Genomic DNA, 24,004 nt, shown 5'->3' on the forward strand with positions numbered 1-24,004 from the left:
CGTCACTTCACCCGCCATGTCTCGACCCAGAAGGAGGAGAAGCCCTGGTGCCCGGTCGGCACGAGGTTGTCGAGCCAGGGCGGCAGCACATAGGCGTCGGAGCGGAAGAACAGCGGCAGGGCCGGAAGCTGCTCGGCGTAGATCTGCTGCAGGCGGGTCCGCAGCAGGCGGTTCGGCTCGGGCTCGCAGACGTATTCCAGCTTGTCGATGACCGCGTCCATCTCGGCGTCGCGGAAGCCGGTCATGTTCTGCCCGGCCCAGCCGTTGGCCGCCGTTGGGATCATGCTGGAATGCAGTGTGGTGCGCGGGATGTTCTCCGGCGAGCTGATCCAGGCGAACAGCGCCATGGCCTTGAAGCGCCGCTCCTTCAGCGTCTGGCCGAACAGCACGCGGGCCGGCTCGTTGACGATGCGCGCGTCGATGCCGGCCTGCTTCCACTGCGCCTGCATCACCTGTTGCAGAAGCTCGCGCGTGCGGTCGCCGGCGGTGGTCATGATCTCGACCTGCAACCGCTCGCCCGCGGCGTTGTGGCGGATGCCGCCGCGCTTGTCGGTCCAGCCCGCCTCGTCCAGCAGCCGCCCGGCGGCGGCGGGGTCGAACGGATAGGTGGGGTAGCCCGGCGCGTGCACCCGGTCGAGCGGGTTGGTCTGGTTGTGGGCGACCGGCTGCCGCCCCTCGAAGAGCTGCCTGGAGATGGCCTCGCGGTCGATGGCGTGCAGCAGCGCCTTGCGGACGCGCAGGTCCTTCAGGACGGGGTTGTCGAGGTTGAGGTCGATGTGCTCGTAGATCAGGCCCTGCTTGTAGAGGAAGCGGAAACGCTGCCCCTGCCGCTTCTCCAGCGCCAGCACCTGGTTGAGCGGCAGCCCGACCTCCCCCGCCACCATGTCCACCTGCCCGGCCAGCAGGTTGGCCTCCAGGGCCGCGCTGTTCTCCACCGCGCGCACGACGATGCGGCGGAAGGCGGGCTTCTGCCCCCACCAGTGCGGGTTCGGCTCCAGCACCACGTGCGAGCCGGACGCCACCTCCGTCATGCGGTAGGGGCCGGCGACGAGGCCGGGGTTGGTCGGGTCCGTCTCGAAGACGGAGCGGTTGCGGTAGGTGGCCGGATCCGCGTCGAACACCGGCCGCTCCAGATGCTCGGGCAGCAGGCGGAAATCATTGATGGCGGCGTAGTCGCACACCGGCTTGTCCCGGTGCATGGTGAAGGTCCGCTCGTCCTTCACATCGATGGAGACGATGTCGCGGCCGTAAAGGTCGAAGTTGGAGAAGCCGCTCTGCGGGTGCCTGCCCACCTCCCAGGTGAACAGCACGTCCCGCGTGGTGACCGGCTTGCCGTCGCCCCATCGCGCGTCCGGGTGGATGGTGAAGGTGACGGCGACGCCGCGCGACCCGTCGGCCCGCGTCTCGTACACCGCCGTACCCTTCTCCACCGACGGCAGCTCGGTGCAGAGCATGCAGACCAGCTTCCAATCGGCGTCGTAGACGGTGAAGGGCCGCCGCGTCATCCCCTCGATGTACGCCTTGGTCGCCATCGCCTCGATCGAGGGGTGCCAGTTCGCCGGAAACTGGTTGATGCCGATGACCAGCTCGTCCTTCGCCGCGGCGGCCGGCACCGCAGCCATGATTGCGGCCGTCAGCGCACCCGCCAGAAGCCCCTTCACCCAAGTCCTTCGCACGCGGCCGGTCCTCCCTGGCGATGCATGGCTGGACCTGAACTATGGGGCGGGCGGGGGCCGGGGTCCAGGGTGTGGCGCATGCCTGCCTTACCGTGCCGACGCTTTGCGCGCCCAAGCATCCGCCCTACGTCACGATCCGCAGACCCGTTTCCGAGGACACCCCCGCCATGCCACCCGATGCCGGCCGATCGGTTCCGGCGTTCGTGCCGTTCATCGTCGCCAGCGCGCTGTTCATGGAGAATCTCGACGCGTCGGTGATCGCCACCGCGCTGCCGGAGATCGCGCGTTCCTTCGGCGACGACCCGTTGCGGCTGAGCATGGCGGTGACCTCCTACATGCTGGCGCTGGCGGTGTTCCTGCCGGTCAGCGGCTGGGCGGCCGACCGGTTCGGGGCGCGTACGGTGTTCGCGTCGGCCATCGCCGTGTTCACGCTGGGCTCGGTGCTGTGCGGGCTGGCGGTGGACGTGTGGACGCTGGTGGGGGCCCGCGTGGTGCAGGGGCTGGGCGGCGCCATGATGGTGCCGGTCGGCCGGCTGATCGTGCTGAAGGCGGTGCCCAAGGACCGGCTGGTGACGGCGATGAGCCAGCTGACCATCCCCGCCCTGATCGGCCCGGCCATCGGGCCGCTGGTCGGCGGCTTCATCGCCACCTACGCGTCCTGGCGCTGGATCTTCCTGATCAACGTGCCGATCGGGGTGATCGGGCTGCTGCTGGTGCTGCGCTACGTCCCCAACCTGAAGGAGGAGGACGTCGATCCCTTCGACGCGCAGGGCTTCCTGCTGGGTGGGGTGGCGCTGGCCGGGCTGCTGTTCGGGCTGGAAAGCGTGGGGCGCGGCGTGGTGCCGCCGGGCGTGGCGGCCGGGGTGACGCTGGCCGCCCTGGTGGCGGCCGTGCTGTACCGCCGGCACACCAAGCGCATCCCGCACCCGGTGCTCGACCCCAGCCTGTTCCGGCTGCCCACCTACCGCGCGGCGGTGCTCGGCGGCACGCTGTTCCGGGTGGCGATCGGTGCCGTGCCCTTCCTGGTGCCCCTGCTGCTCCAGCTCGGATTCGGGCTGTCGCCCTTCGAATCGGGGGCGCTGACCTTTGTCGGCGCGGTCGGCGCCCTGACCATGAAGTTCGCGGCGCCGCGGCTGCTCCGCCGTTTCGGCTTCCGCCGGCTGCTGATGGCGAACGCCGTGGTGAACGGCGTGCTGCTGTCGAGCTACGCGCTGTTCGCGCCGGACACCCCGCATCTGGTCATACTGGCGCTGCTGCTGACCGGAGGCTTCCTGCGCTCGCTCCAGTTCACCGGATTGAACACGCTGGCCTACGCGGAGGTGCCGCAGCCGATGACCAGCCGCGCCAGCACGCTGGCCGCGGTGATGCAGCAGGTGTCGCTGACGCTGGGGGTGGCGGTGGGCGCCACCGTCCTGCATGTGAGCCAGGGCTGGCTCGGTGCGCCGGGTCTGGACGCGGCGGACTTCGCGCCGGCCTTCCTGCTGGTGGGGGCGTCGGCGGCGCTGTCGGTGGCCTTCCTGTGGCCGTTGCCGGCGGATGCGGGCGCCGAGATCAGCGGCCACCGGATGCCCGCACCCGCCGCACCGCGGGAGCAGCCGCAGCAGGCGGACTGAACTCGGCGGGCGTACGACCCGCCCGGCGTTGACAGACATCGCCGCGGGCGCCTTACTGGACGCCAAATCCAACCCGCCCACCGTCCGGGACCGCCCGCCGCATGACCGACCTTCCCGCCCGCACCGGCGCCCGGCTGCTTGTCGACGCGCTGCGCAACCATGGCGCCGATCTGGCCTTCAGTGTCGCCGGCGAGAGTTACCTCGACGTGCTCGACGCCTTCGTCGACACGCCCGAGATGCGGCTGGTCACCTGCCGGCAGGAGGGCGGGCTGTCCTTCATGGCGGAGGCGTACGGCAAGCTGACCGGGCGGCCCGGCATCGGCTTCGTCACCCGCGGACCCGGCGCCTGCAACGCCGCCATCGGCGTGCACACGGCGCAGCAGGACTCCTCGCCCATGATCCTGTTCGTCGGCCAGGTCGCCCGCGACCAGACCGACCGCGAGGCGTTCCAGGAGATCGACTACCGCCGCATGTTCGGCTCCGTCGCCAAATGGGCCGCACAGATCGACGACGCCGCGCGGGTGCCCGAGTATGTGGCGCACGCCTTCCACACGGCGACCTCCGGCCGCCCCGGCCCGGTGGTTCTGGCCCTGCCGGAGGACATGCTGGGCGACAAGGCCGCCGTACGCGACACCGGGGCGTACGCGCCCGTCACCGCGCACCCCGGCACGGACGACCTGCGCCGCCTGTCGGAGCTGCTGGCCAAGGCCGAGCGCCCGATGCTGCTGGTCGGCGGTCCCGGTTGGACCGACGAGGCCTGCGCCGACATCCGCGCCTTTGCCGAGGCGAACGCCCTGCCCGTCTGCTGCTCCTTCCGTCGGCAGGACATCCTGGACAACGAAAGCCCCGCCTACGTCGGCGATCTCGGCACCGGGGCCAACCCGGCGCTGCTGCGCCGTGTGGGCGAGGCCGACCTGCTGCTGGTGGTCGGCGCCCGGCTGGGCGAGATCACCACCCAGGGCTACGCCCTGCTCACCCCGCCCGAGCCCGGCCCGGTGCTGATCCACGCCCACCCCGCCGCCGAGGAGCCGGGGCGCGTCTACCGCCCGACGCTGGGCATACAGGCCGGCGTGGTCCCCATGGCCAAAGCGCTCGCCGCCCTGGCCCCGGTGGAGGACCCACCCTGGCGCGGCTGGGCGGAGGAGGCGCGCGCCGACTGGCTGGCGTGGCTGGAGCCCGGCCCCTGCGCCGGGGCGGTGGACATGGGCTGGATCTTCGGCTGGCTGCGCGACCGCCTGCCGGTCGACGCCATCGTCACCAACGACGCCGGCAACTTCTCCGGCTGGGCGCACCGGCACCTGCTGTACCGCCGGCCGGGGCGCCAGCTCGGCCCCACCAACGGCGCCATGGGCTACGGCGTGCCGGCCGCGGTGGCGGCGAAGCTGGTGCACCCCAAGCGCGTGGTGCTGGGCATCGCCGGCGACGGCGGCTTCCTGATGACAGGGCAGGAGCTGGCGACCGCCGTGCATACGGGGGCAGCGCCTATCCTGCTGGTGGTCAACAACGGCATGTACGGCACCATCCGCATGCACCAGGAGAAGCGCTTCCCCGGCCGAGTCAGCGCCACCGACCTGACCAACCCGGACTTCGCGGCGCTGGCGCAGAGCTACGGCGCGCACGGGATCGCGGTGGAGCGTACGCGCGACTTCGTGCCCGCCTTCTGGGACGCCATGTGGAGCCGCAAGCCGGCCGTGATCGAGCTTCGAGTCGACCCGGAACAGATCACCACCCGCACCACCCTGTCCGCCCTGCGGCAGTCCGCCACCCCCACCGGGGCGGGTTGACACCCTGCTGCATAGGCCGAAAGCACGGGCCTTGCCATACGTTCGTTGCAGTCCCATGTGGATGGGCGTGCGTCAGCCATGCGTTGCGGGTATAACGGAACAGCCTCGTCGGCGCTCACCAACCACACGACAGCGGGAGGCTCGCCGCGTCAAACGGCCGGGCAGAGGGAATGATGGACTGGGACAAGCTGCGGGTATTCCATGCCGTGGCCGAAGCCGGGAGCTTCACGCACGCGGGCGAGACGCTGAATCTCAGCCAATCGGCGGTCAGCCGCCAGATCAGCGCGCTGGAGGAGAGCCTGGGTGTGCCGCTGTTCCACCGCCACGCCCGCGGCCTGATCCTCACCGAGCAGGGTGAGCTGCTGCACCGGACGGCGCGCGAGGTCTTCGCCAAGCTGTCGATGACCGAGGCGATGCTGACCGAGAGCCGGGAGCACCCGAAGGGCCCGCTCAAGGTGACGACCACGGTCGCCTTCGGCTCCACCTGGCTGACCCCGCGCATCCAGGAGTTCCTGTCCATCTACCCGGACATCCAGCTCACCCTGCTGGTGGACGACAACGAGCTGGATCTGGCCATGCGGGAGGCGGACATCGCCATCCGCATGAACACCCCGCGCCAGCCGGACCTGATCCAGCGGCACCTGATGTCCATCCACTTCCACCTCTACGCCCACCAGAACTACGCCAAGCGCCGCGGCCTGCCCAAGACGGCGCAGGAACTGGACAGCCACGACCTGATCATCTGGCCGCCCGATGTGCGGGCGCCGGTGCCCAGCGTCAACTGGCCGCTCGATGTCGGCGAGCCGCCGGCGGGTGGTCGCCGCCCGGCCTTCCAGGTGAACAGCACATACGCCATCTACCGCGCCGTGGAGAGCGGGCTGGGCATCGCCGCCCTGCCGGACTTCCTGGTGGACGGCAACAAGGACCTCGTGCGCGTGCTGCCCGACGTGGCCGGCCCGAAGGTCGACGCCTACTTCGTGTATGCCGAGGAGCTGCGCCATTCCAAGCGCATCGCCGTGTTCCGCGACTTCCTCGTGAAGAAGGTGGCCGAAACCCCCTTCTGAGTCCGTTCGCGCAACAAATGGCACCGGAACAAGGGGTTGCTAGCCATGCGGCGGACGCATGGTAGGAACACTTTATTATGAATGGAAACCGGGCGCCATCATGATCAAATTTTGTGCGTCGACTGCTGCGACGCAACATTCCCCGCAGCAGCCGGCATTTCCTCCTCGGGCCTCCGGGCTCGGGAGTGGGTCTCCGGACCCAGCGTCTCCCAGACGTGAAGCCTCCCTGTTCAACTCGCCGCTAGGCCAATGGCTTAGCGGCGTTTTTTTTGCGGGATGGGATTCGAGGTCCACACCGGGGCCGCCCATGCTCCGGCGTCCCGCGAGTATCATGGTGCACGACCGTCCGGAGGTTCGATGCGCACCATCAGCCGTCCTCCGAACGGGTGGCCGTCGGACTGGCCGGCGCATCCGGCTCCAGCGCCCCCTGCGCCAGCGCCAGAATGTTGTCGAGCCGTATGACCAGCTCGTTCTCGCACAAAGCGGACCGGGCGGCCACCGTCTCGCGAATGATGGCCCGCAGAACCTCATCGTGCGTCATGCTGCCACTCCATCCCGATAGCGCCGAGGGAACATGCGCATGGGCGGACCTTCTGACAACCGGCTTCCAGGCGTCATACCGGGACCGTCGGCAGCCGGTTTCCCCGCAGCCCTCACACCACGCCGCGGGGCACGACCGCCGCTTTCGTTGACGGGAAACGCGGGACCGGTTCCATGATCCGGCAGAACCGTGTCACGCCCTTCGGCACCATCGTCGCCGACGCCGCCCGCGGCACGTTGCTGGGCAACCGCGGCATCCTGCATGACGCCGAAGGGAGCATCCGGCGGGCCTGGGCCGGGAAGGCCTGGATCTGTTGCGCGCTGGCCTTCAAGGGCCGCCGCATCCCGTTGGCCGGGCCGGGGCACTACACCGCCCTGTTCTTCCTGGACGAGGCGACGGCGCTGGCCGCCGGCCATCGGCCCTGCGCGGAATGCCGGCGGGCCGCCTTCACCGCCTTCCGAGACGCCTGGGCGCGCGGCACCGGGTGGCCGGCCGATGCGGCCCCACCGCGCGCCACGGAGATCGACGCGCGGCTGCACGCGGAACGTGTGCGGAGCCCCGGCCGCGTCAAGCTGGTCCACCGGGCCGCGCCGGGCGGTCTCCCCGATGGGACAATGGTGGTGACGGACGATGAACCCGCTCTGCCGCTGCTCGTGTGGTCCGGTGCCCTGCACCCCTGGTCGCCGGCCGGCTATGGCGAGCCACGGCCGCTGCTGGCGGCGCAGGACGTCAACGTCCTGACCCCACCCTCCACCGTTGCGGCGCTCTCGGCCGGCTATACGGTATCGGGGCCTGAAAAAACGTCCGGACTGTGACGGCGCGCACAGGTGTCGCAGGATTGCCTGGGCAGTGTTCGGGACGTGGCATTCGCCGCAGCCGCGGCAACCACTCTCTCTCCAAGGCAACTCGGCCGGACCTTGCGCGGTCCGGCCCTTTTTTTTGTGCGCAAAGATTTTGACGCGCAATGATTGCGCACTATACCTTCGCTAGAGTTACCTCTTGCGGAAAGGTTGTGTCGTGCGTGGGTTTCGTTTGACGGTTATGGGGACGGTCGCCACGGCGGCATTGATGGCTGGCTCCCCGGCGGGCGCACAGACGCTTCAGGACGCGGAGTATGTGGGCCAGGAAGGCCTGGAGTTGATCGGCGCCGGCGTGGCGCACACCCGCGGGATCACCGGGCGTGGCGTGATCGTCGGCGTCGTCGATTCGGGCACCGCCGCCACCCATCCGGAGTTCGCGGGCGCCATCCGCAGCCTGCACATGGCCGGTGCGGGCGTGTCGGACCAGGACACCAACGGGCATGGCAGCCACGTGGCGGGGATCATCCTGGCCCGCCGTGACGGCGCCGGGATCGAGGGCGTCGCCTACAACGCGAGCCTCGTCGGTTCGGGGATCAGCGGCGAACTCTTCGACTCGCCCGGCACCCTGCGTCCGGTGTCGGAGACCGACCCCATCGCCAACCGCCTGCTCAGCAGCGCCTTCGGCACGGCGGTGCGGGAGGGCGCGCAGGTCATCAACGCCAGCCTGGGGCTCAACCCGCACCCGTCCCTGCGCGGCCCCGACAATCCCCGGCGCACCGCGGTCGATGTGACGGCGGCGGAGTTCGCGGCCACCTTCCCCACGCTGCTCGCCACCTACCGGGCCGGCGTGGCGGCGGACCGCATCTTCGTCTTCGCCACCGGCAACGAGAGCGAGGCCGACCCCGACATCAACGCCGGTCTGCCCTACCGCTTCCCCGAGCTGCAGCGCACCTGGCTGGCGGTCGGCGCCACCGGCCTGCGCGGCGAGGAGACCGACTACACCAACCGCTGCGGCGTGGCGGCGGCGTGGTGCGTCTTCGCCCCCGGCGGCGGCGACGACCAGGACAACGAGGGCATCCGGTCGGTGCGGGCTTCCGGCGGCTACGTCCGCTTCTCCGGCACCTCGATGGCCGCACCGCACGTCACCGGTGTGGCGGCCCTGCTGATCGAGGCCTTCCCCAACCTGACGCCGGAGCAGATCGTCGACCTGATCCTTGTCAGCGCCGTCGACATGGGCCAGCCGGGCGTGGACGAGGCGTACGGCCACGGCTTCGTCAGCGTGGAGCGCGCGCTCCGTGGCCCGGTCACCACCGCCACCGACCCGCTGGCCGTCAACACCAACGCGTACGACGTGGCGTACGCGTTGGACTTCAGCGGCGATGGCGGGCTCACCAAGACCGGCGGCGGCACGCTGATGCTGAGCGGGCACAGCCGCTACACCGGCACCACAACGGTGAGCGCCGGCACGCTGTCCGTCACCGGTTCCTTGGCAAGCCCGGTGACGGTCGAGACCGGCGGCACCCTGCGCGGCACCGGCACCATCGGCGGCGCGACCACCGTGTACGGCACGCTGGCCCCCGGCAATTCCCCCGGCATGCTGACCTTCACCGCCCCGGTGACGCTCGCCGCCGGCTCCACCACCCGGATCGAGCTGGACGGCACCGGCAATGGTGCGGGCAATTACAGCCGCGTCGTGGTGACCACCGCCGCCGACGCCCTGACCGCACCCGGCCTCGCCGCGGGCGGCACGCTGGCGCCGGTGCTGCGCGACCTGTCGGCCCCGGCCACCAACGGCTTCACCCCGGTGCTGGGCGACCGCTTCACCATCATCGCCGCCGCCGGCGGGGTGAGCGGCGGCTTCGCCGGGATGACCCAGCCGACCGCCGGGCTGGCCGCCGGCACCCGCCTCGACACCGCCTACACCGCCACCACGGTGGAGCTGTTCGCCACCCCCACGGCCTACGCCGACCTGTCGCCGCTGGGCCTGTCGCAGACCGCCAACCAACGCGCCGTGGGTGCGGCCGTCGACGCGCTGCGCCCGGCGGCCGGCACCCGCGGCGGCGATGCGGTGAACGCCGCCTTCCTGTCGCTCTACGACCAGGACGCCACGGGCGTGCTGCGGGCGCTGGAGCAGGCGGGCGGCACGCTGCACGCGGACGCGCTGAGCGCCGGCCTGTCCGCCGGCCGGCTGTTCGGCCGCGCGGTCGAGAACCGGCTGTCCGGCGCCCGCGACAGCGCCGGGGCGACGCAGGCCGCTGGTTCGCTGATGGCGGTGCAGGTCGCCGACGCCCGGCGCGCCGGCGCCGGCATGGACGACACCGGGGCCGGTCTGGCCGGCCTGCAATTGGCATCGTCCGCAAGCGACAGCGGCTGGAGCGTGTGGACGCGGGTGATGGGTGGCTTCATGGACCGCTCGGGCGACGGCAACGCCGCCGGGGCCACGGCGCGCACCGGCGCCGGTCTGGTCGGTGCCGACCGGCTCGTCGCCCCCGATCTGCTGGTCGGCGGCGGGCTGGGCTACGCGCGCACGGTGGCCAAGGCGCGCAACGGCGGCGGCGACGCGGACATCGACCGCTACCAGGCTCTGGCCTACGCCGGCTGGACGCCGGGGCCGCTGGCGGTGGACGCGCAGCTCGGCTACGCCTTCACGCAGTACGACAGCAGCCGTCCCATCGACGCCACGGGGGCGCAGGCGCGCGGCGATGCGGACGGGCACGATCTTTCGGCAGCCCTCTCCATCGGCTACCGGATGCCGGTGCAGGGCGTGACGGTGGAGCCGAGGGCCGGCTTCCGCGTGGACCGCATCCACCGCGACGACCTGACGGAGACCGGGGCCGGCCTGTTCAATCTGTCGGTGGAGGACGAGACGCTGCTGTCCGCCCGCTCGCATCTCGGCGTCCGCGCCGCTTACGCCCTGTCGGCGGGGGAGACGAGGCTGCTGATCGACGGCCGGCTGGGCTGGGAGCACGAGTTCGCCGACACCGGCGCCCGCGTGACCGCTGCCATGGGGGGCGTCGGCTACAGCGTGGACGGCAGCCGCACCGGCCGCGACGCCGCGGTCGGCGGGGTCGGCATCGCCGGGGCGCTCGGCGAGGGCGTGGCGCTGGTCGCCGATTACGGCTTCGAGGTGCGGCGCGACCAGACCGACCACGCGGTCACCGCCGGGCTCCGCATCCGCTGGTAGGCACAGAACCTACCGCGGCAGCAGCACCGTCGCCCGCAATCCACCCTCCGGCCGGTTGGCGAGCGTCACGTCGCCGCCGTGCCGCCGCAGGATGGTGCGGGCGGTGGACAGGCCCAGCCCGACGCCGCCGGTGTCGCGGGAGCGGGAGCGCTCCAGCCGGTAGAAGGGGGCGAAGACTTTCTCCGCCTCCTCCACCGGGATGCCGGGGCCGTCGTCGTCGATGGTGATGCGGGCGTTCCCGACCTCCGCCGCCAGCCCGACGCGGCAGCCGCCGCCATAGGCGATGGCGTTGTCCATCAGGTTGGCGAGCGCGCGGCGCAGCGCCACCGGCCGGCCGTCCACCGTCAGATGGCCGGGGCCCTGGTAGGTGGCGTCGCAGCCGGCGTCCACCCGGTCGTCGCACAGGCTTTGCAGCAGGTCGGCGAGGTCCAGCGGCCCGCGCGGCTCCTTCTGCGCGTCGTCGCGGGCGAAGGCCAGGGTGGCCTTGATCATCTGCTCCATCTCGTCGAGATCGGCCAGCATCTTGCGCTGCATCTCCGGGTCCTCGACCAGCTCGGCGCGCAGGCGCAGGCGGGTCAGCGGCGTGCGCAGGTCGTGGCTGATGGCGGCCAGCATCTGCGTGCGGTCGGCAACGAAGCGGCGCAGACGCTCCTGCATCAGGTTGAAGGCGCGGGTGGCGGTGCGCAGCTCGCGCGGGCCGACCTCGGCCAGCGGCGCCGCCTCGCCGTCAACGCCCAGCCGCTCCGACGCGGCGGCGAAGCCGGCGAGCGGGGCGGTCAGCCGGCGCGCCGCCCACAGCGACAGCGCCGCCACCACGGCGACGATGCCGGCCATCCACAGCCCGAAGCGCAGCATCTGGAACGGTCCGTCGGGCGGCTCACCGCTGGTGAAGACCAGCCAGCTCCCGTCGGTGAGCTGGACGAACAGCCGGACCATGCTGGGCCCACGCGGATCGTCCGGCAAGGGCAAGGGGCGCGGCGGCCCCAACCCGCGGTCGTGCCGCATCTCGATCAGGACCGGGCGGTCGGGATCGCCGATCGCCTGCCGGACGCGGCGGCGCAGGAACTCCAGCGGCATGCCGGGCGGGTCGGGCCGCACGCGCGGCGCCTTGTCGCGCCAGTCCACGCCCAGGATCGGGTCGTCGAGCGCCCGCACCACCCGCGGCCGCTCGGCCTGCGGCGTCGATTCGACGAGCTGGACGATGGCGGACACGCGGCCGACCCAGACACGGAAGCTGTGCACCGGCGGCCCCTCCGGCCGGTCGGTCAGATAGATCAGCGCGCTGACCGCCTGGGTCAGGAACAGGGCCAGCACCACGGTGGCCGCGGTGCGGGCGGCGATGCTGTCCGGCAGCAGCCGGCGGGCGATGCGGCGGATCATGGCGCGGCGGGGCCGGTGGTGACGGCGGGGGTGAATATGTAGCCGCCGCCGCGCACCGTCTTGATGATGGTGGGGTCGGCCGGGTCCGGCTCGATCTTGCGGCGCAGTCGGCTGACCTGCACATCGACCGAGCGGTCGAAGGGCACCGCCGCCCGCCCGCGCGCGAGGTCGAGAAGCTGGTCGCGGTTCAGCACCCGCTGCGGGTGCTCCACGAAGGCGACCAGCAGGTCGTATTCCCCGGCGGACAGCTGCACCAGCACGCCGTCGGGCGAGCGCAGCTCGCGCTTCGCCACGTCCAGGCTCCAGCCCTCGAAGCGCAGCAGCGTGCCGGTGGGGGCGGCGCCGGGGGCCGCCGGCACGGCGACGGCGCGGCGCAGCACCGCCTTGATGCGGGCCAGCAGCTCGCGCGGGCCGAAGGGCTTCGCCAGATAATCGTCGGCCCCCATCTCCAGCCCGATGATGCGGTCGGTCTCCTCGCCCATGGCGGTCAGCATGATGATGGGGACGGCCGCGGTGGCGGACCCGGCGCGCAGCCGGCGGCACAGCGACAGCCCGTCCTCCCCCGGCAGCATCAGGTCGAGCACGATCAGGTCGATGCGCGCCGTCTCCAGCGCCTTCATCATCTCCTGCCCGTCGCGCGCCGCGGTCACGCGGAAGCCGTGGCGCGTCAGGAACTGGGAGACGAGGCTGCGGATTTCCCGGTCGTCATCGACCACGAGAAGGTGGGGCGTGCGGTCCATGGCCGCATGATCCGCCACCGCCGCCCGGCGGTTAAGAGGAAAAGTGTTACGGCCCGTAACCAGCCCGGCGGCGGTTACACAGCGTTACGAAACCCCCCATTGGTGGACATGAAGCGGCAAAGCTCCGGCCCCATCCTTTGCTCATCGGGGCGACGGACACGAGCTTCGGACCCCGATCCGAGATCAAGGAGCACAGACCATGAAACGCACCCTTCTTTCCACCGCCATCCTGGCCGTCGGCATCGCCGTCGCGATCCCGGTCGCGGCCCAGCAGTTCGGTCCCGGTCAGGGCCGGGGCGGCATGCACGGGGCGCATTGGGGCGGCGGTCCCGGCATGGGCCGCATGTGCGAGGAGGGCGAGGCCCGCGCCGCCGGCATGCTGGCCTACGCCGAAAAGCGCCTGAACATCACCGACGCCCAGCGCGCCGCCTGGACCAAGCTGGCCGATCAGGTGCGCACCAGCGCCGCCGAGATGCAGAAGACCTGCCTCGCCAACCGCCCGCAGCCGCCGCAGCCCGGCCAGGGCCCGCAGCAGACGACCCTGCCGGATCGCCTGGGCCATATGGAAACCATGATGACGGCCGGCCTGGAGTCGATCAAGCGCGTCAAGCCCGCGCTCGACGACCTCTACGCCCAGCTCACGCCCGAGCAGAAGAAGCTCGCCGACGAGTTCGTGAACCGCGGCATGCGCGGGATGCAGGGCGGCCCCGGCAAGCCGGGCGGGCCGGGTATGCCGGGTGGTCCGGGCGCGCCGCGTCAGCCGGGCTGAGTCTCGGCACCAGCCACGGGCAACCGTTGGGTTGAGAGCGTGGCGTGACGGAGCCCGGACGGCACAAAGCCCCTGTGCCGTCCGGGCCGACCGTCCCTGGAATCCGCCTATGCATCGCCGGACGACCGCGTTACTCTACCCCGGCGCGAGCGGCGTGGGCGGACATTCGGAACAGCGCGGGCATGGCGGAGATCGCGTTAAACCACATCACCCGCTGGGCCGGCGAGAAGGACAGCCAAGACGGGCTGCCTGAACTGGTGCACCGCCTGATCCGCGAGACGCCGGGGATCCGCCGGCTGTACCTGCCCACCGGTGACGCCACCCGCTACCGCGGCTGGGACGGGCTGGCCACGGCGGTGGAGGGCGGCGGCAACATCCGCCTGCCCGCCGGCGAGTCCGCCTGGGAAATGGGCGTCACGGCCGACATCAAGGGCAAGGCCGACGAGGATTACGACAAGCGCAGCACGGCGCCACTCCCCGACACGACCTTCGTCTTCGTCACACCGCGGCAATGGCCGGGCGGCAAGGCGTGGGCCGACGCCCGCCGGGCGGAGGGGCTGTGGCGGGACGTGCGGGTGCTGGACGGCGGCGACCTGCACCAGTGGCTCGCCGATTCGCCGCGCGCCGCCCTGTGGTTCGCGGCCAAGCATCTGGGCTTGGCGGAGGCCAAGGCCGATTGGTCCGACCCCGTCATCGCCTGGGACGACGACGCGCTCCGCGTCGAGACCGGCCCGCTGGCGTGGCTGACCTGGACGGCGCGGCTGACGCCGCTGCTGGGCCGCGAGGACGAGAAGCGGGCGCTTCTGGACTGGGCGCGGACGGGCGGCGGTGTGCGCTTCCGCTTCTTGGTGGGGGAAGGCGGATCGGGCAAGACCCGTCTGGCCCACGAGGTGGCCTTCGAACTGGCCGCGTCCGATCCGCTGTGGGCGGCCGGTCGGGTGGAGGCGGACACGCCCTTCCCGCTCGACGCCGGCCTGCGCGGCTGCCTGCTGCTGGTCGATTACCCGGAGGAGCGGCGGGACGCGGTGCGCGAGCGGCTGCGCCAACTGGCCGCGGCCCCCGGCGACCCCGCCCGCCCGGTGCGCGTGCTGTTCCTCAGCCGCCGCGGCGCCGACCTCTGGCAGGACGTGGTGGACGAGGCCCGCGCCGTCACCCGCCAGGACCCCGACATCCCCTTGCCGGAAGGGCTCCCCGCCGACGACGCCTGGGCGCTGTTCCGGGCGGCGGTGCCGCGGGTGCCGCGCGCGGCGGACGGCCCCCCGCCCGCGCTGCTGGACGAAGCGGCCTTCCGGGAGTGGTTCGCGCGGATGCCGGTCAACCAGCGCCCGCTGCTGGTGACCGCCGCGGCGGTCGAGACGGCGCTGAACCCCGACCACCCGGCGGTGCGCCTGTCCGCCGACATGGTGATCGACGCGCTCGCCCGGCGGGAGGCGGAACGGCTGCACAACCTCACCCGCCTCCACGGCCTGCCGCGCCGTGCGCTGAGCCGCCTGTCGGCCCTGGCGGCGGTGCGCGGAAGCCTGGACGAGCCGGCCATCGAGCGGCTGGCGGCCCCGGCGCTCGGCCTCGACGTCGGCCCCGCCCCCGGCCTGATCGACCGCCTGACGGACACCGGCTGCCTGAAGGCCGGCGCGCTGCCGGCCCCCCAGCCCGACATCGTGGCGGCGGCCCTGCTGGTCCGCGAACTGTCCGACCGCCCCGCCAAGGCCCCCGAATGGCTGTGGACCGCACTGGACGGCCGCGAGGCGGAAGCCATCGACCGCCTGGGCCGCCTGACATGGGACGCCGAGGTGGTGCTGGGCCTGCACAAGTCCGGCTTCACCGGCTGGCTGGCCGCCATGGTCCAGGGCCGCCCGGATCGCTGCGAGCGGCTGGAACCGCTGTTGCTCGAGGTCACGCTTCCGCACGGCCTGCTGCCGCTGTCGGCTGCCGTCTACCGGACGCAAATCGAGGGCGCACCGGACGACGAAGCCCGCGCGAGGGCGGCGTCCAATCTGTCGGTGCGCCTCAGCGCGCTGGGCGACGGACCAGGGGCGCTGGCGACGATTTGGGACGCGGTGGCGATATACCGTCGTCTGGCGGCGCAGACCCCGGCGCGCTTCGAGCCGGACTTGGCTTTGAGCCTGAACAACCTGTCCAACCGTCTGTCGAACGCCGGGGAGGGTGCGGAGGCGCTGGCGGCGAGCCGGGAGGCGGTGGAGTTGTACCGTCGTCTGGCGGCGCACTCGCCGGCGCGCTTCGAGCCGGTCTTGGCGGCGAGCCTGAACAACCTGTCCGTTCAGCTGTCGAACCCCGGGGAGCGTGCGAAGGCGCTGGCGGCGAGCCGGGAGGCGGTGGAGTTGTACCGTCGTCTGGCGGCGCACTCGCCGGCGCGCTTCGAGCCGGTCTTGGCGGCGAGCCTGAACAACCTGTCCCTTTGGCTGGCAGACGCCGGGGAGGGTGCGGCGGCACTAGCGGCGATCTGGGAGGCCGTCGAGCTGTACCGTCGTTTGGCGGCGCAGGCTCCAGCGCGCTTCGAGTCGAACTTGGCAGCGAGCCTGAACAACCTGTCCGTTCAGCTGTCGAACCCCGGGGAGCGTGCGAAGGCGCTGGCGGCGAGCCGGGAGGCGGTGGCGATCCGGCGGCGTCTGGCGGCGCTGGCCCCGGCGCGATTCGAACCGGTCTTGGCGGCGAGCCTGAACAACCTGTCCGTTCAGCTGTCGAACCCCGGGGAGCGTGCGAAGGCGCTGGCGGCGAGCCGGGAGGCGGTGGCGATCCGGCGGCGTCTGGCGGCGCTGGCCCCGGCGCGATTCGAACCGGTCTTGGCGGCGAGCCTGAACAACCTGTCCCTTCGGCTGTCGGATGCCGGGGAGGGTGCGGGGGCGCTGGCGGCAATCCGGGAGACGGTGGAGCTGTACCGGCGTCTGGCGGCGCAATCCCCGGCTCGCTTCGAGCCGGACTTGGCGCGGAGCCTCTACGTCCTGGCTCTCAGGCTGGACGAGGCGGGCGCTCCCGACGACGCCCTGCCCTGCGCCGAAGAGGCGGAGCGCCTGTGCGCCCCTTACGCCGCGGCGGTTCCGGGCGGCCCCGCCGGGCGGCTGCACCGGGCGATCCTCGGCGAACTCGCCCGGCTGCGCGCCAAGGCGGCGGGGGTGGCGGAGGGGTGAGTGGCCGTTCGACAACCCGTCATGAACCGGCCGATGTGCCTTGATCCGTCATCCCCGCGAAGGCGGGGATCCAGTCTTTTCAGGGGCTTGTCGCGTCGGCCTGGATCCCCGGTCGAGCCGGGGATGACGGATCGAGGACGGATCTTCGGCGAACGCGAGGTGTCGAGGCGGTCTCCCGTGTGGCTGACGATGCTTCGGGAAGCCCGGTCGTCGTCATGCCTGCGCGGCAAAATCACCCCTCCCTCGCCTCCGGCGGGGGAGGGAGGGGCCCGGCCGAAGGCTGGGAGGGTGGGGGCTAGGTCTTGCCGGAAGAGCCGGCGCCACTGTTCTGCAACGAATGGGCGCCGGATTCTGGCAAGACCTAGCCCCCATCCGGCGTCCTTAGGACGCCACCCTCCCCCGCCGGAGGCGGGAGAGGGTTTTCCCGCTCACGCGGCCCCAGGCACGCCCTTCGACGTCGAATACTCGAAATGCAGCGCCTCGCCCGGATGCACCAACGGGTGGATGGCGTGCGCCGCCTGCGCCGCTTCGGCGAAGCCGCAGAGGATCAGTTTCAGCTTGCCGGGGTAGCTGGCGATGTCGCCGATGGCGAAGACGCCGGGGGCCGAGGTGGCGCAGGAGGGCGGCAGCACGTGGATGTGGTTGCGGTCCAGGTTCAGGCCCCAGTCGGCGATGGGGCCGAGATTCATCGACAGGCCGAAGAAGGCCAGCAGCGCGTCGGCCGGCAGGGTCTTCTCCTGCCCGTCGAGCGTGGCGACGCGCACGCCGGTGAGTTGGCCGTCCGCCCCCTCCAGCCCGGAGAGCTGGTAGGGCACCACCATCTCCACCTTGCCCGCGCGCACCAGCGCATCCATGCGGGCGACGCTTTCGGGCGCGGCGCGGAACTTGGGCCGGCGGTGGATGACGTAGACGCGCTCGGCGATGTCGGCCAGGGACAAGGTCCAGTCCACCGCACTGTCGCCGCCACCGGCGATCACCACCCGCTTGCCGGCGAAGTCCTGCTTGCGGCGCACCATGTAGAACACCGATGTGCCCTCATAGGCCGCCAGCCCGTCCAGCGGCGGGCGGTTGGGGCCGAAGGCGCCGACGCCGGCCGCCACGACCACCGCCTGGGCGTCGATCACCGTGCCGACGCTGGTGGTGAGCTGCCAGCGCCCCTCGTGCGTGCGCTCCAGCTTTTCCACCTGCTGGCCCAGATGGTAGGTAGGGGCGAAGGGGGCGGCCTGCTCGGCCAGCCGGTCGATCAGGTCGGCGGCGTCGATGCTGGGATGGCCGGGAATGTCGTAGATGGGCTTTTCCGGGTAGAGCGCCGTGCACTGGCCGCCCACCATGTCCAGCGCGTCCACCACGTGGCAGCGCATCTTCAGCATGCCGCATTCGAAGATGGCGAACAGCCCCACGGGGCCGGCCCCGATGATGGCGACATCGGTGCGATGGAAAGTGCTCGACATGGGCGTTCCCGGCGGTGAGCGATGAGGGTGGTGATGCGCGTTTCCGATGCAACGTTTCGCCCGCGCGGTCAACCCTTCGCGTCGCAGGGCCGCGCGATGCGCATGGATTGCCATGGCGACGGAGCGCAACAAATGGTAGACATGGGCTATACGGACGTATGATCGGATCGCGCCATGAAGGAGCTGCGCTGCCTCGTCTTCTCCGACCAGGAGGTGGTGAGCGCCATCATCGATCGCCGCCGTCGGCGGCGCGAGCCGAACCTGGACGGCACGGTCGCCGGCATCGCCTACAAGGCCGAGGACGGGCTGGACGCCGTGCTGCATCTGGCGACCGAGCGCGGCGACACCGAGTCGGTGGTGGTGCCGGAGGAGGAGGTGACCGCCGCCCTCATCGCCTATTGCATGAACCGCCGCATCCCGCTGCCGGCCGACGCCGACAAGTTCCTCTATCTGGTCAACGACAACCTGACCCTGATGATCACGCTGAACTTCAACCGCGCCCCGCGGCTGGTCAGCGACGCCGAGGGACGGCACGGGCGGGGTCGCCGCATCCTGCACCCGACCGCGCATTAGCGGCACGCGCGGCTTGCCCCGCCGCCCCTCCTTCGACAACAATCCGGCCCATGCCGGACACCGCCCCCCACCGCCATCTGTCCCTGCCCGACGAGGAGGCCACCGTGGCCCTCGCCCGCCGCGTCGCCGACGCGCTCAGGCCGGGCGATGTGCTGTGCCTCCGCGGCGATCTGGGGGCCGGCAAGACCGCCTTCGCCCGCGCCGCCATCCGCCACCTGTCGGGAGCGGAGGTGGAGGTGCCGTCGCCCACCTTCACGCTGGTCCAGACCTACGACACCGCCGCCGGCCCGGTCTGGCATTTCGACCTCTACCGCCTGTCCGGTCCCGACGAGGTGACCGAACTGGGGTGGGACGACGCGGTGGCGGAGGGGATCTCTCTGGTGGAATGGCCCGACCGGCTGGGGCCGCTGCTGCCCCCCGACCGGCTGGAGATCACGCTCGGGACCGTGGAGGCGGGGGCGGGGGTGCAGGCCCGCACCGCTGATGTGCGCGGCTATGGACGGTGGGCCGACCGGCTCGCCGCGGTGGAGTGGACGTGACCGACCGCATCGACGATTTTCTGCGCCGCCATGGGCTGGCCGGCGCCGCTCGCGCGCCGCTGACCGGCGACGCGTCGGCCCGGCGCTACATCCGGCTGACCGGGGCGGACGGGCGCAGCCTGCTGCTGATGGACACGCCGGCCCCGGCGGACGATCTGGTGCCCTTCATCGCCATCGGCCGGCTGCTCGCCCGGCTGGGCTTCTCCGTCCCCACCATCGTCGCGGCGGATTCGGCCGCAGGCTTGGCGTTGCTGGAGGATTTCGGGGACGACACGTTCTCCCGCCTGCTGGCCGCGGGGGCGGATCCGGAACCGCTCTACGATCTCGCCACCGACGTGCTGATCGCGCTGCACCAGCGCTTCCGTCCCGACGACGCGGAGGAGCTGGGCATCCCGCTCTACGACACCCGGCTGTTCGCCGAGCAGGTGATGCTGTTCGCCGACGTCTACATTCCCGTCGCCACCGGCGCCACCCTGCACCCGGTGGACCGTTACGCGCTCGAAACGGCCTGGATGTCGGTGATCGTTCCGGCTTGCGAAGGACCTTGGTCGCTGCTGCTGCGCGACTATCACATCGACAATCTGATGCGGCTGCCGCGGGATGGCGTGCGGGCAGCGGGGCTGCTGGATTTCCAGAACGCCGGGGTGGGGCCGGTCGCCTACGACCTCGCGTCGCTGCTGGAGGATGCGCGGCGCGACGTGCCGGCCGATCTCGCCGCCGCCATGACCAGCCGCTATCTGGACGCCTTTCCCGGCCTCAACGCCGCCGCCTTCCGCCGCTCCATGGCGGTGCTGGGCGCGGTGCGGCACGCCCGGGTCATCGCCATCTTCGCCCGGCTGGCGCTGCGCGACGGGCGCCGCGCCTACCTCGATCATCTGCCGCGCGTCTGGCGCCTTCTGGAGGGGCATCTCGCCCGGCCGGAGCTGGCGCCGGTGGCGGCCTGGTTCGACCAGCATCTCCCGCCGGACAAGCGCGGGGGCTTTATCATTCCGGAGGCGGTACAATGAGCGCGACACACGGGTCACCCAAAACGGCCATGGTGCTGGCGGCGGGGCTCGGCCTGCGCATGCGACCGCTGACGCTGGACCGCCCCAAGCCGCTGATCCCGGTGGCCGGCCGCGCCCTGCTCGACCACGCGCTCGACCGGCTGGTCGATGCCGGGGTGGAGACCGCCGTGGTGAACAGCCATTACCTGGGCGGGATGATCACCGCGCACCTTGCCGGGCGCCGCGACCTCCACATCGTTCCGTCACCGGAAGAAACCCCGCTGGACACCGGCGGGGCCGTGCGCCGTGCGCTGCCGCATCTGGGGACGGAGCCGGTCCTGACGGTGAACGCCGACATCCTCTGGCTCGACGGCCCCACCCCGGCGCTGCGCCGGCTGGCCGCCAACTGGGACCCGGAGCGGATGGACGCCCTGCTTCTGCTGATGGCGACCACCAAGTCGGTGGGCTATGACGGGCGCGGCGACTTCCACATGGACCCGCTGGGCCTGCTGTCCCGCCGCGGGGAGAGCGAGATCGCGCCCTTCGTCTACGCCGGGGTGCAGATCGTGAAGCCCGCGCTGTTCGGGCAGGACACGCCGGACGGCGCCTTCTCCACCAACCTCGTCTGGGACCGCGCGATGGAGGCGGGGCGGCTCTACGGCCTCGCCCATGACGGGGCGTGGTTCCATGTCGGCACCCCCGACGCGCTGGTGGAGTCGGAGGAGCTGCTGGCCCAGGGCGGCATGCGCTGGATCGGCCCGTGACGGCGCGCCGCGCCAACGTCTTCACCATCCCGCACGGCGTGGCCTTCGTGGACACGCTGGCGGAGGGGATCGTGGCGCGGGTGGGCGAGGATCCGCTGGATCTGGCCGCCGTGACCGTTCTGCTGCCCACCCGGCGCGCCTGCCGCAGCCTGCGCGAGGCGTTCCTGCGCCGCTCCGACGGGCGCCCCACCCTGCTGCCGCGCATGAGCCCGCTGGGCGACCTCGACGCCGACGCACTGGCCCTGGCGGCGGAGGAGCTGCCGGGCATGGCCGGCACGCTGGACCTGCCGGAGGCGGTGAGCGGGCTCGACCGCCAGCTCCGCCTCGCCACGCTGGTGATGGGGGCACCGGACCTCGCCTCCACACCGGTGCAGGCGGTGCGGCTGGCCGCCGATCTCGGCCGCTTCCTGGACGCGGTGGCGACGGAGCGGACCGGCTTCGAGAAGCTGGCCGGGCTGGTGCCTGAGGACTTCGCCGAGCACTGGCAGGTGACGCTGAAGTTCCTGGCCGTCGTCACCGAGCATTGGCCGGGCATCCTGGCCGAGACCGGCATGATCGACCCCGCCGCCCGCCGCAACACGGTGCTGGAGGCGCAGGCCGCCCTGTGGGCCGCGACGCCGCCCCCCGGCCCGGTGATCGCCGCCGGCTCCACCGGCTCCATCCCCGCCACCGCCGATCTGCTGGCGGTGATCGCCGGCCTGCCCAACGGCTCCGTGGTGCTGCCCGGCCTGGACCTGGAGGCCGACGACGCCTCGTGGGACGCCATCCGCGACGACGAGACCCACCCGCAGCACGGCATGGCGCGGTTGGTGCGCCGCCTGGCCGTCGAGCGCGCCGCCGTCCGCCCCTGGGTCGAGCGCCCCGACCCGCGCGCCGCGCGCACCCGCATCGTGGCGGAGGCGATGCGCCCCGCCGCCACGACCGAGGCGTGGCGGACGCTCGACCGGCCCGACCCGGCGGCACTCGACGGGTTGACCCGCATCGACACCGCCACCTCGGAGGACGAGGCGCTGGTGGTGGCGCTGCTGATGCGCGACGCGCTGGAGACGCCGGAGCGCACCGCGGCGCTGGTCACCCCCGACCGCGCGCTGGCCCGCCGCGTCGCCATGGCGCTGCGCCGCTGGAACGTCGAGGTGGACGACAGCGCCGGCCGGCCGCTGACCGACACCGCCGTCGGCACCTACCTGCGCCTTGCCGCGCAGTTCGCCGCCAGCCGCGCCCACCCGCTGGCCCTGCTGGCGCTCGCCAAGCACCCGCTGTCGGCCGGCGGGCGCGATCCGTCGGACTTCCGGTCCATGGCCCGCGCGCTGGAACGCGCCGTGCTGCGCGGCCCGCGTCCGCCGGAGGGGTTCGCCGGGCTGCGCGCCGCGCTGGAGGCCGCCGACCGCCACCGCTTCGACCACCGCGACCAGCGCGCGGACCTCGCCCGCTGGCTCGATCGGCTGGAGGGCCTCGCCGCCCCTCTGATGGAGCTGATGGAGCGCGAGGCGCCGCTGGCGACGCTGGTGGACGCGCACGCCCGCTTCGCCGAGGCGCTGGCTGGCGACGGTCCCAACCCCGGCGCGCTGCGGCTGTGGCGCCACGACGACGGCGAGGAGGCGGCGCGCTTCGTCCACGAGCTGCTGGACGCCGCGCCGGTCTTCCCTCCCCTGCGCGGGCGCGACTACCCCGCGCTGATCGAGGCGATGATGGCGGCGCGCGCGGTGCGCCCGCGCTATGGCCTGCACCCACGCCTGTCGATCCTGGGGCCGCTGGAGGCGCGGCTCCAGCATTACGACCTGATGATCCTCGGCGGGCTGAACGAGGGAACCTGGCCGCCCGAGCCGTCGGCCGATCCCTGGATGTCGCGCCCCATGCGCAAGGCCTTCGGCCTGCCCAGCCCGGAGCGGCAGATCGGCCTGTCCGCCCACGACTTCGCCCAGGCGCTGGGGGCGGAGCGGGTGGTGCTGACCCGCGCCCAGCGGGTGGACGGGACGCCGACCGTGCCGTCGCGCTGGCTGCTGCGACTGGAGGCGGTGCTGCGCGCGCTGGGGCTGGAGGGCGTCATCGAGCGCGGCGGCGACCGCTGGATCGGCTACGCCCACGCCATCGACGAGCCGGAGCGGGTGCAGCCGGTGCAGCCGCCCGAACCGCGCCCGCCGGTCGACGCCCGGCCGCGCCAACTGTCGGTCACCCAGGTCGAGACCTGGATGCGCGACCCCTATGCCATCTACGCCCGCCACATCCTGAGGTTGGAGCCGCTGGACCCGATCGCCGCCGATCCCGGCGCCGCCGAGCGCGGCCAGTTCATCCACGCCGCCCTCGACGCCTTCCTGCGCGCGCGGCCGGGGGTTCTGGGCGACGACGCGCTGGGCGAGCTGCTGCGCTGCGGGCGGGCGGCCTTCGGGCCGCTGCTGGAGACGCAGCCGGACGTCTGGGCATTCTGGTGGCCGCGCTTCGAGCGCATCGCCGGCTGGTTCGTGGCGCTCGAGCGGGAACGGCGGCAGACCATCCGCAACCTCGCCACCGAGCTGCGCGGGCGGCTGGAGCTGTCCGGCCCGGCCGGCCCCTTCACCCTGACCGCCAAGGCCGACCGCATCGACCGCGCCCCCGACGGCGGGCTGATCCTGATCGACTACAAGACCGGCTATCCGCCGTCGGCCCGCGAGATCGAGCTGGGCTTCGCGCCCCAACTGCCGCTGGAGGCGGCCATCGCGGAGGCCGGGGGCTTCACGGAGATCCCCGCCGGAACGGTGGGGGAGCTGGCCTTCTGGCGCCTGTCCGGCGGCGACCCGCCGGGCGAGGAGAAGCCGGTGAAGGGCGACACCGCCACCCTGGCAACCGAGGCCCGCGCCGGTCTGGAAGCCCTGATCCGCACCTTCGACGACCCCCGCACCCCCTACCCCAGCCGCCCCCGCCCGGCCATGGCCCCCCGCTACACCGACTACGCCCACCTCGCCCGCGTGCAGGAGTGGAGTGCCGGGGATGGCGGCGGGGAGGTTTAGGCCCCTTCCC

At 72.4% G+C, this 24,004-nt stretch carries 17 protein-coding genes; 12 read left to right on the forward strand and 5 right to left on the reverse strand.

Annotation, left to right across the window (positions count from 1 at the left end; all coding sequences use genetic code 11):
• Nucleotides 1–2: 2 nt before the first annotated feature.
• Nucleotides 3–1,676, reverse strand: coding sequence for a peptide ABC transporter substrate-binding protein (locus HL658_RS12230; RefSeq protein WP_343055078.1), 1,674 nt, complete (start codon nt 1,674–1,676; stop codon nt 3–5).
• A 167-nt stretch (nt 1,677–1,843) separates the two neighbouring features.
• On the opposite strand from HL658_RS12230, the gene HL658_RS12235 reads away from it, so the two are divergent.
• The 3 genes from HL658_RS12235 to HL658_RS12245 all read left to right on the forward strand — a co-directional run bounded on the left by HL658_RS12235 (nt 1,844) and on the right by HL658_RS12245 (nt 6,137).
• A complete protein-coding gene (locus HL658_RS12235) occupies nt 1,844–3,289 on the forward strand; it encodes a DHA2 family efflux MFS transporter permease subunit (RefSeq protein WP_180282256.1) in 1,446 nt (481 codons plus the stop codon).
• A 101-nt stretch (nt 3,290–3,390) separates the two neighbouring features.
• The gene (locus HL658_RS12240) at nt 3,391–5,073 is read left to right on the forward strand and encodes a thiamine pyrophosphate-binding protein (protein ID WP_180282257.1); all 1,683 of its coding nucleotides are present in this window, start codon (nt 3,391–3,393) and stop codon (nt 5,071–5,073) included.
• A 173-nt stretch (nt 5,074–5,246) separates the two neighbouring features.
• Complete coding sequence (locus tag HL658_RS12245; RefSeq protein ID WP_180282258.1) at nt 5,247–6,137, forward strand: LysR family transcriptional regulator; 891 nt, start codon at nt 5,247–5,249, stop codon at nt 6,135–6,137.
• A 367-nt stretch (nt 6,138–6,504) separates the two neighbouring features.
• Here the strand turns inward: HL658_RS12245 and HL658_RS12250 are convergent, their stop codons facing one another.
• Nucleotides 6,505–6,678 carry a hypothetical protein gene (locus HL658_RS12250; protein ID WP_180282259.1) on the reverse strand — a complete coding sequence of 58 codons (174 nt, stop codon included), beginning with the start codon at nt 6,676–6,678 and terminating at the stop codon, nt 6,505–6,507.
• A 173-nt stretch (nt 6,679–6,851) separates the two neighbouring features.
• Between HL658_RS12250 and HL658_RS12255 the strand changes: the two genes are divergently transcribed.
• Both HL658_RS12255 and HL658_RS12260 read left to right on the forward strand, forming a co-directional pair.
• A complete protein-coding gene (locus tag HL658_RS12255; protein ID WP_180282260.1) occupies nt 6,852–7,493 on the forward strand; it encodes a hypothetical protein in 642 nt (213 codons plus the stop codon).
• A 253-nt stretch (nt 7,494–7,746) separates the two neighbouring features.
• Nucleotides 7,747–10,662: an autotransporter domain-containing protein gene (locus HL658_RS12260; RefSeq protein ID WP_180282261.1), complete on the forward strand. Its 2,916-nt coding sequence runs from the start codon at nt 7,747–7,749 to the stop codon at nt 10,660–10,662.
• Nucleotides 10,663–10,671: 9 nt separating this feature from the next.
• Here the strand turns inward: HL658_RS12260 and HL658_RS12265 are convergent, their stop codons facing one another.
• A complete protein-coding gene (locus tag HL658_RS12265; protein WP_180282262.1) occupies nt 10,672–12,042 on the reverse strand; it encodes an ATP-binding protein in 1,371 nt (456 codons plus the stop codon).
• Entirely contained in the window at nt 12,039–12,782 is a 744-nt protein-coding gene (locus HL658_RS12270) for a response regulator (RefSeq protein ID WP_180282263.1), read from the reverse strand. Before HL658_RS12270 ends, HL658_RS12265 begins: the two co-directional genes overlap by 4 nt.
• Nucleotides 12,783–12,981: 199 nt before the next feature.
• Between HL658_RS12270 and HL658_RS12275 the strand changes: the two genes are divergently transcribed.
• Nucleotides 12,982–13,551, forward strand: a complete 570-nt coding sequence (locus HL658_RS12275) for a Spy/CpxP family protein refolding chaperone (RefSeq protein ID WP_180282264.1) — start codon at nt 12,982–12,984, stop codon at nt 13,549–13,551.
• Nucleotides 13,552–13,733: 182 nt separating this feature from the next.
• Nucleotides 13,734–16,697, forward strand: a complete 2,964-nt coding sequence (locus HL658_RS12280; RefSeq protein WP_180287634.1) for an ATP-binding protein — start codon at nt 13,734–13,736, stop codon at nt 16,695–16,697.
• A 428-nt stretch (nt 16,698–17,125) separates the two neighbouring features.
• Here HL658_RS12280 and HL658_RS12285 read toward each other — a convergent pair whose 3' ends face one another.
• Nucleotides 17,126–18,148 carry an NAD(P)/FAD-dependent oxidoreductase gene (locus HL658_RS12285; protein ID WP_180282266.1) on the reverse strand — a complete coding sequence of 341 codons (1,023 nt, stop codon included), beginning with the start codon at nt 18,146–18,148 and terminating at the stop codon, nt 17,126–17,128.
• A 174-nt stretch (nt 18,149–18,322) separates the two neighbouring features.
• On the opposite strand from HL658_RS12285, the gene HL658_RS12290 reads away from it, so the two are divergent.
• From HL658_RS12290 to addB, 5 genes are read left to right on the forward strand one after another with little or no spacing between them, the layout of a single operon-like run.
• Nucleotides 18,323–18,721 carry a hypothetical protein gene (locus HL658_RS12290; protein WP_180282267.1) on the forward strand — a complete coding sequence of 133 codons (399 nt, stop codon included), beginning with the start codon at nt 18,323–18,325 and terminating at the stop codon, nt 18,719–18,721.
• A 50-nt stretch (nt 18,722–18,771) separates the two neighbouring features.
• A complete protein-coding gene (tsaE, locus tag HL658_RS12295) occupies nt 18,772–19,260 on the forward strand; it encodes a tRNA (adenosine(37)-N6)-threonylcarbamoyltransferase complex ATPase subunit type 1 TsaE (protein ID WP_180282268.1) in 489 nt (162 codons plus the stop codon).
• Nucleotides 19,257–20,267 (forward strand): aminoglycoside phosphotransferase family protein, encoded by a 1,011-nt coding sequence (locus HL658_RS12300; RefSeq protein WP_343055079.1) that lies wholly within the window; start codon nt 19,257–19,259, stop codon nt 20,265–20,267. The genes tsaE and HL658_RS12300 overlap by 4 nt, the downstream gene beginning before the upstream one ends.
• Entirely contained in the window at nt 20,264–21,010 is a 747-nt protein-coding gene (locus HL658_RS12305) for a nucleotidyltransferase family protein (RefSeq protein ID WP_180282270.1), read from the forward strand. The genes HL658_RS12300 and HL658_RS12305 overlap by 4 nt, the downstream gene beginning before the upstream one ends.
• The gene (gene addB / locus HL658_RS12310; protein WP_180282271.1) at nt 21,007–23,994 is read left to right on the forward strand and encodes a double-strand break repair protein AddB; all 2,988 of its coding nucleotides are present in this window, start codon (nt 21,007–21,009) and stop codon (nt 23,992–23,994) included. Before HL658_RS12305 ends, addB begins: the two co-directional genes overlap by 4 nt.
• The last annotated feature ends 10 nt before the right edge of the window (nt 23,995–24,004 follow it).

Origin of the sequence: Azospirillum oleiclasticum, from assembly GCF_013423485.1 — a bacterium.
In the GTDB taxonomy this organism is placed as follows: Bacteria; Pseudomonadota; Alphaproteobacteria; order Azospirillales; family Azospirillaceae; genus Azospirillum; species Azospirillum oleiclasticum.

Excerpts from the sequence above, each read along its gene's own strand:
- HL658_RS12255 (WP_180282260.1), top strand. The coding sequence starts at position 6,852 with ATGATCCGGCAGAACCGTGTCACGCCCTTCGGCACCATCGTCGCCGAC.
- HL658_RS12265 (WP_180282262.1), bottom strand. The coding sequence starts at position 12,042 with ATGATCCGCCGCATCGCCCGCCGGCTGCTGCCGGACAGCATCGCCGCC.
- HL658_RS12270 (WP_180282263.1), bottom strand. The coding sequence starts at position 12,782 with ATGGACCGCACGCCCCACCTTCTCGTGGTCGATGACGACCGGGAAATC.
- HL658_RS12250 (WP_180282259.1), bottom strand. The coding sequence starts at position 6,678 with ATGACGCACGATGAGGTTCTGCGGGCCATCATTCGCGAGACGGTGGCC.
- HL658_RS12290 (WP_180282267.1), top strand. The coding sequence starts at position 18,323 with ATGAAGGAGCTGCGCTGCCTCGTCTTCTCCGACCAGGAGGTGGTGAGC.
- HL658_RS12305 (WP_180282270.1), top strand. The coding sequence starts at position 20,264 with ATGAGCGCGACACACGGGTCACCCAAAACGGCCATGGTGCTGGCGGCG.
- tsaE (WP_180282268.1), top strand. The coding sequence starts at position 18,772 with ATGCCGGACACCGCCCCCCACCGCCATCTGTCCCTGCCCGACGAGGAG.
- HL658_RS12240 (WP_180282257.1), top strand. The coding sequence starts at position 3,391 with ATGACCGACCTTCCCGCCCGCACCGGCGCCCGGCTGCTTGTCGACGCG.
- HL658_RS12235 (WP_180282256.1), top strand. The coding sequence starts at position 1,844 with ATGCCACCCGATGCCGGCCGATCGGTTCCGGCGTTCGTGCCGTTCATC.
- HL658_RS12285 (WP_180282266.1), bottom strand. The coding sequence starts at position 18,148 with ATGTCGAGCACTTTCCATCGCACCGATGTCGCCATCATCGGGGCCGGC.
- HL658_RS12280 (WP_180287634.1), top strand. The coding sequence starts at position 13,734 with ATGGCGGAGATCGCGTTAAACCACATCACCCGCTGGGCCGGCGAGAAG.
- HL658_RS12275 (WP_180282264.1), top strand. The coding sequence starts at position 12,982 with ATGAAACGCACCCTTCTTTCCACCGCCATCCTGGCCGTCGGCATCGCC.
- HL658_RS12245 (WP_180282258.1), top strand. The coding sequence starts at position 5,247 with ATGGACTGGGACAAGCTGCGGGTATTCCATGCCGTGGCCGAAGCCGGG.
- HL658_RS12260 (WP_180282261.1), top strand. The coding sequence starts at position 7,747 with ATGGCTGGCTCCCCGGCGGGCGCACAGACGCTTCAGGACGCGGAGTAT.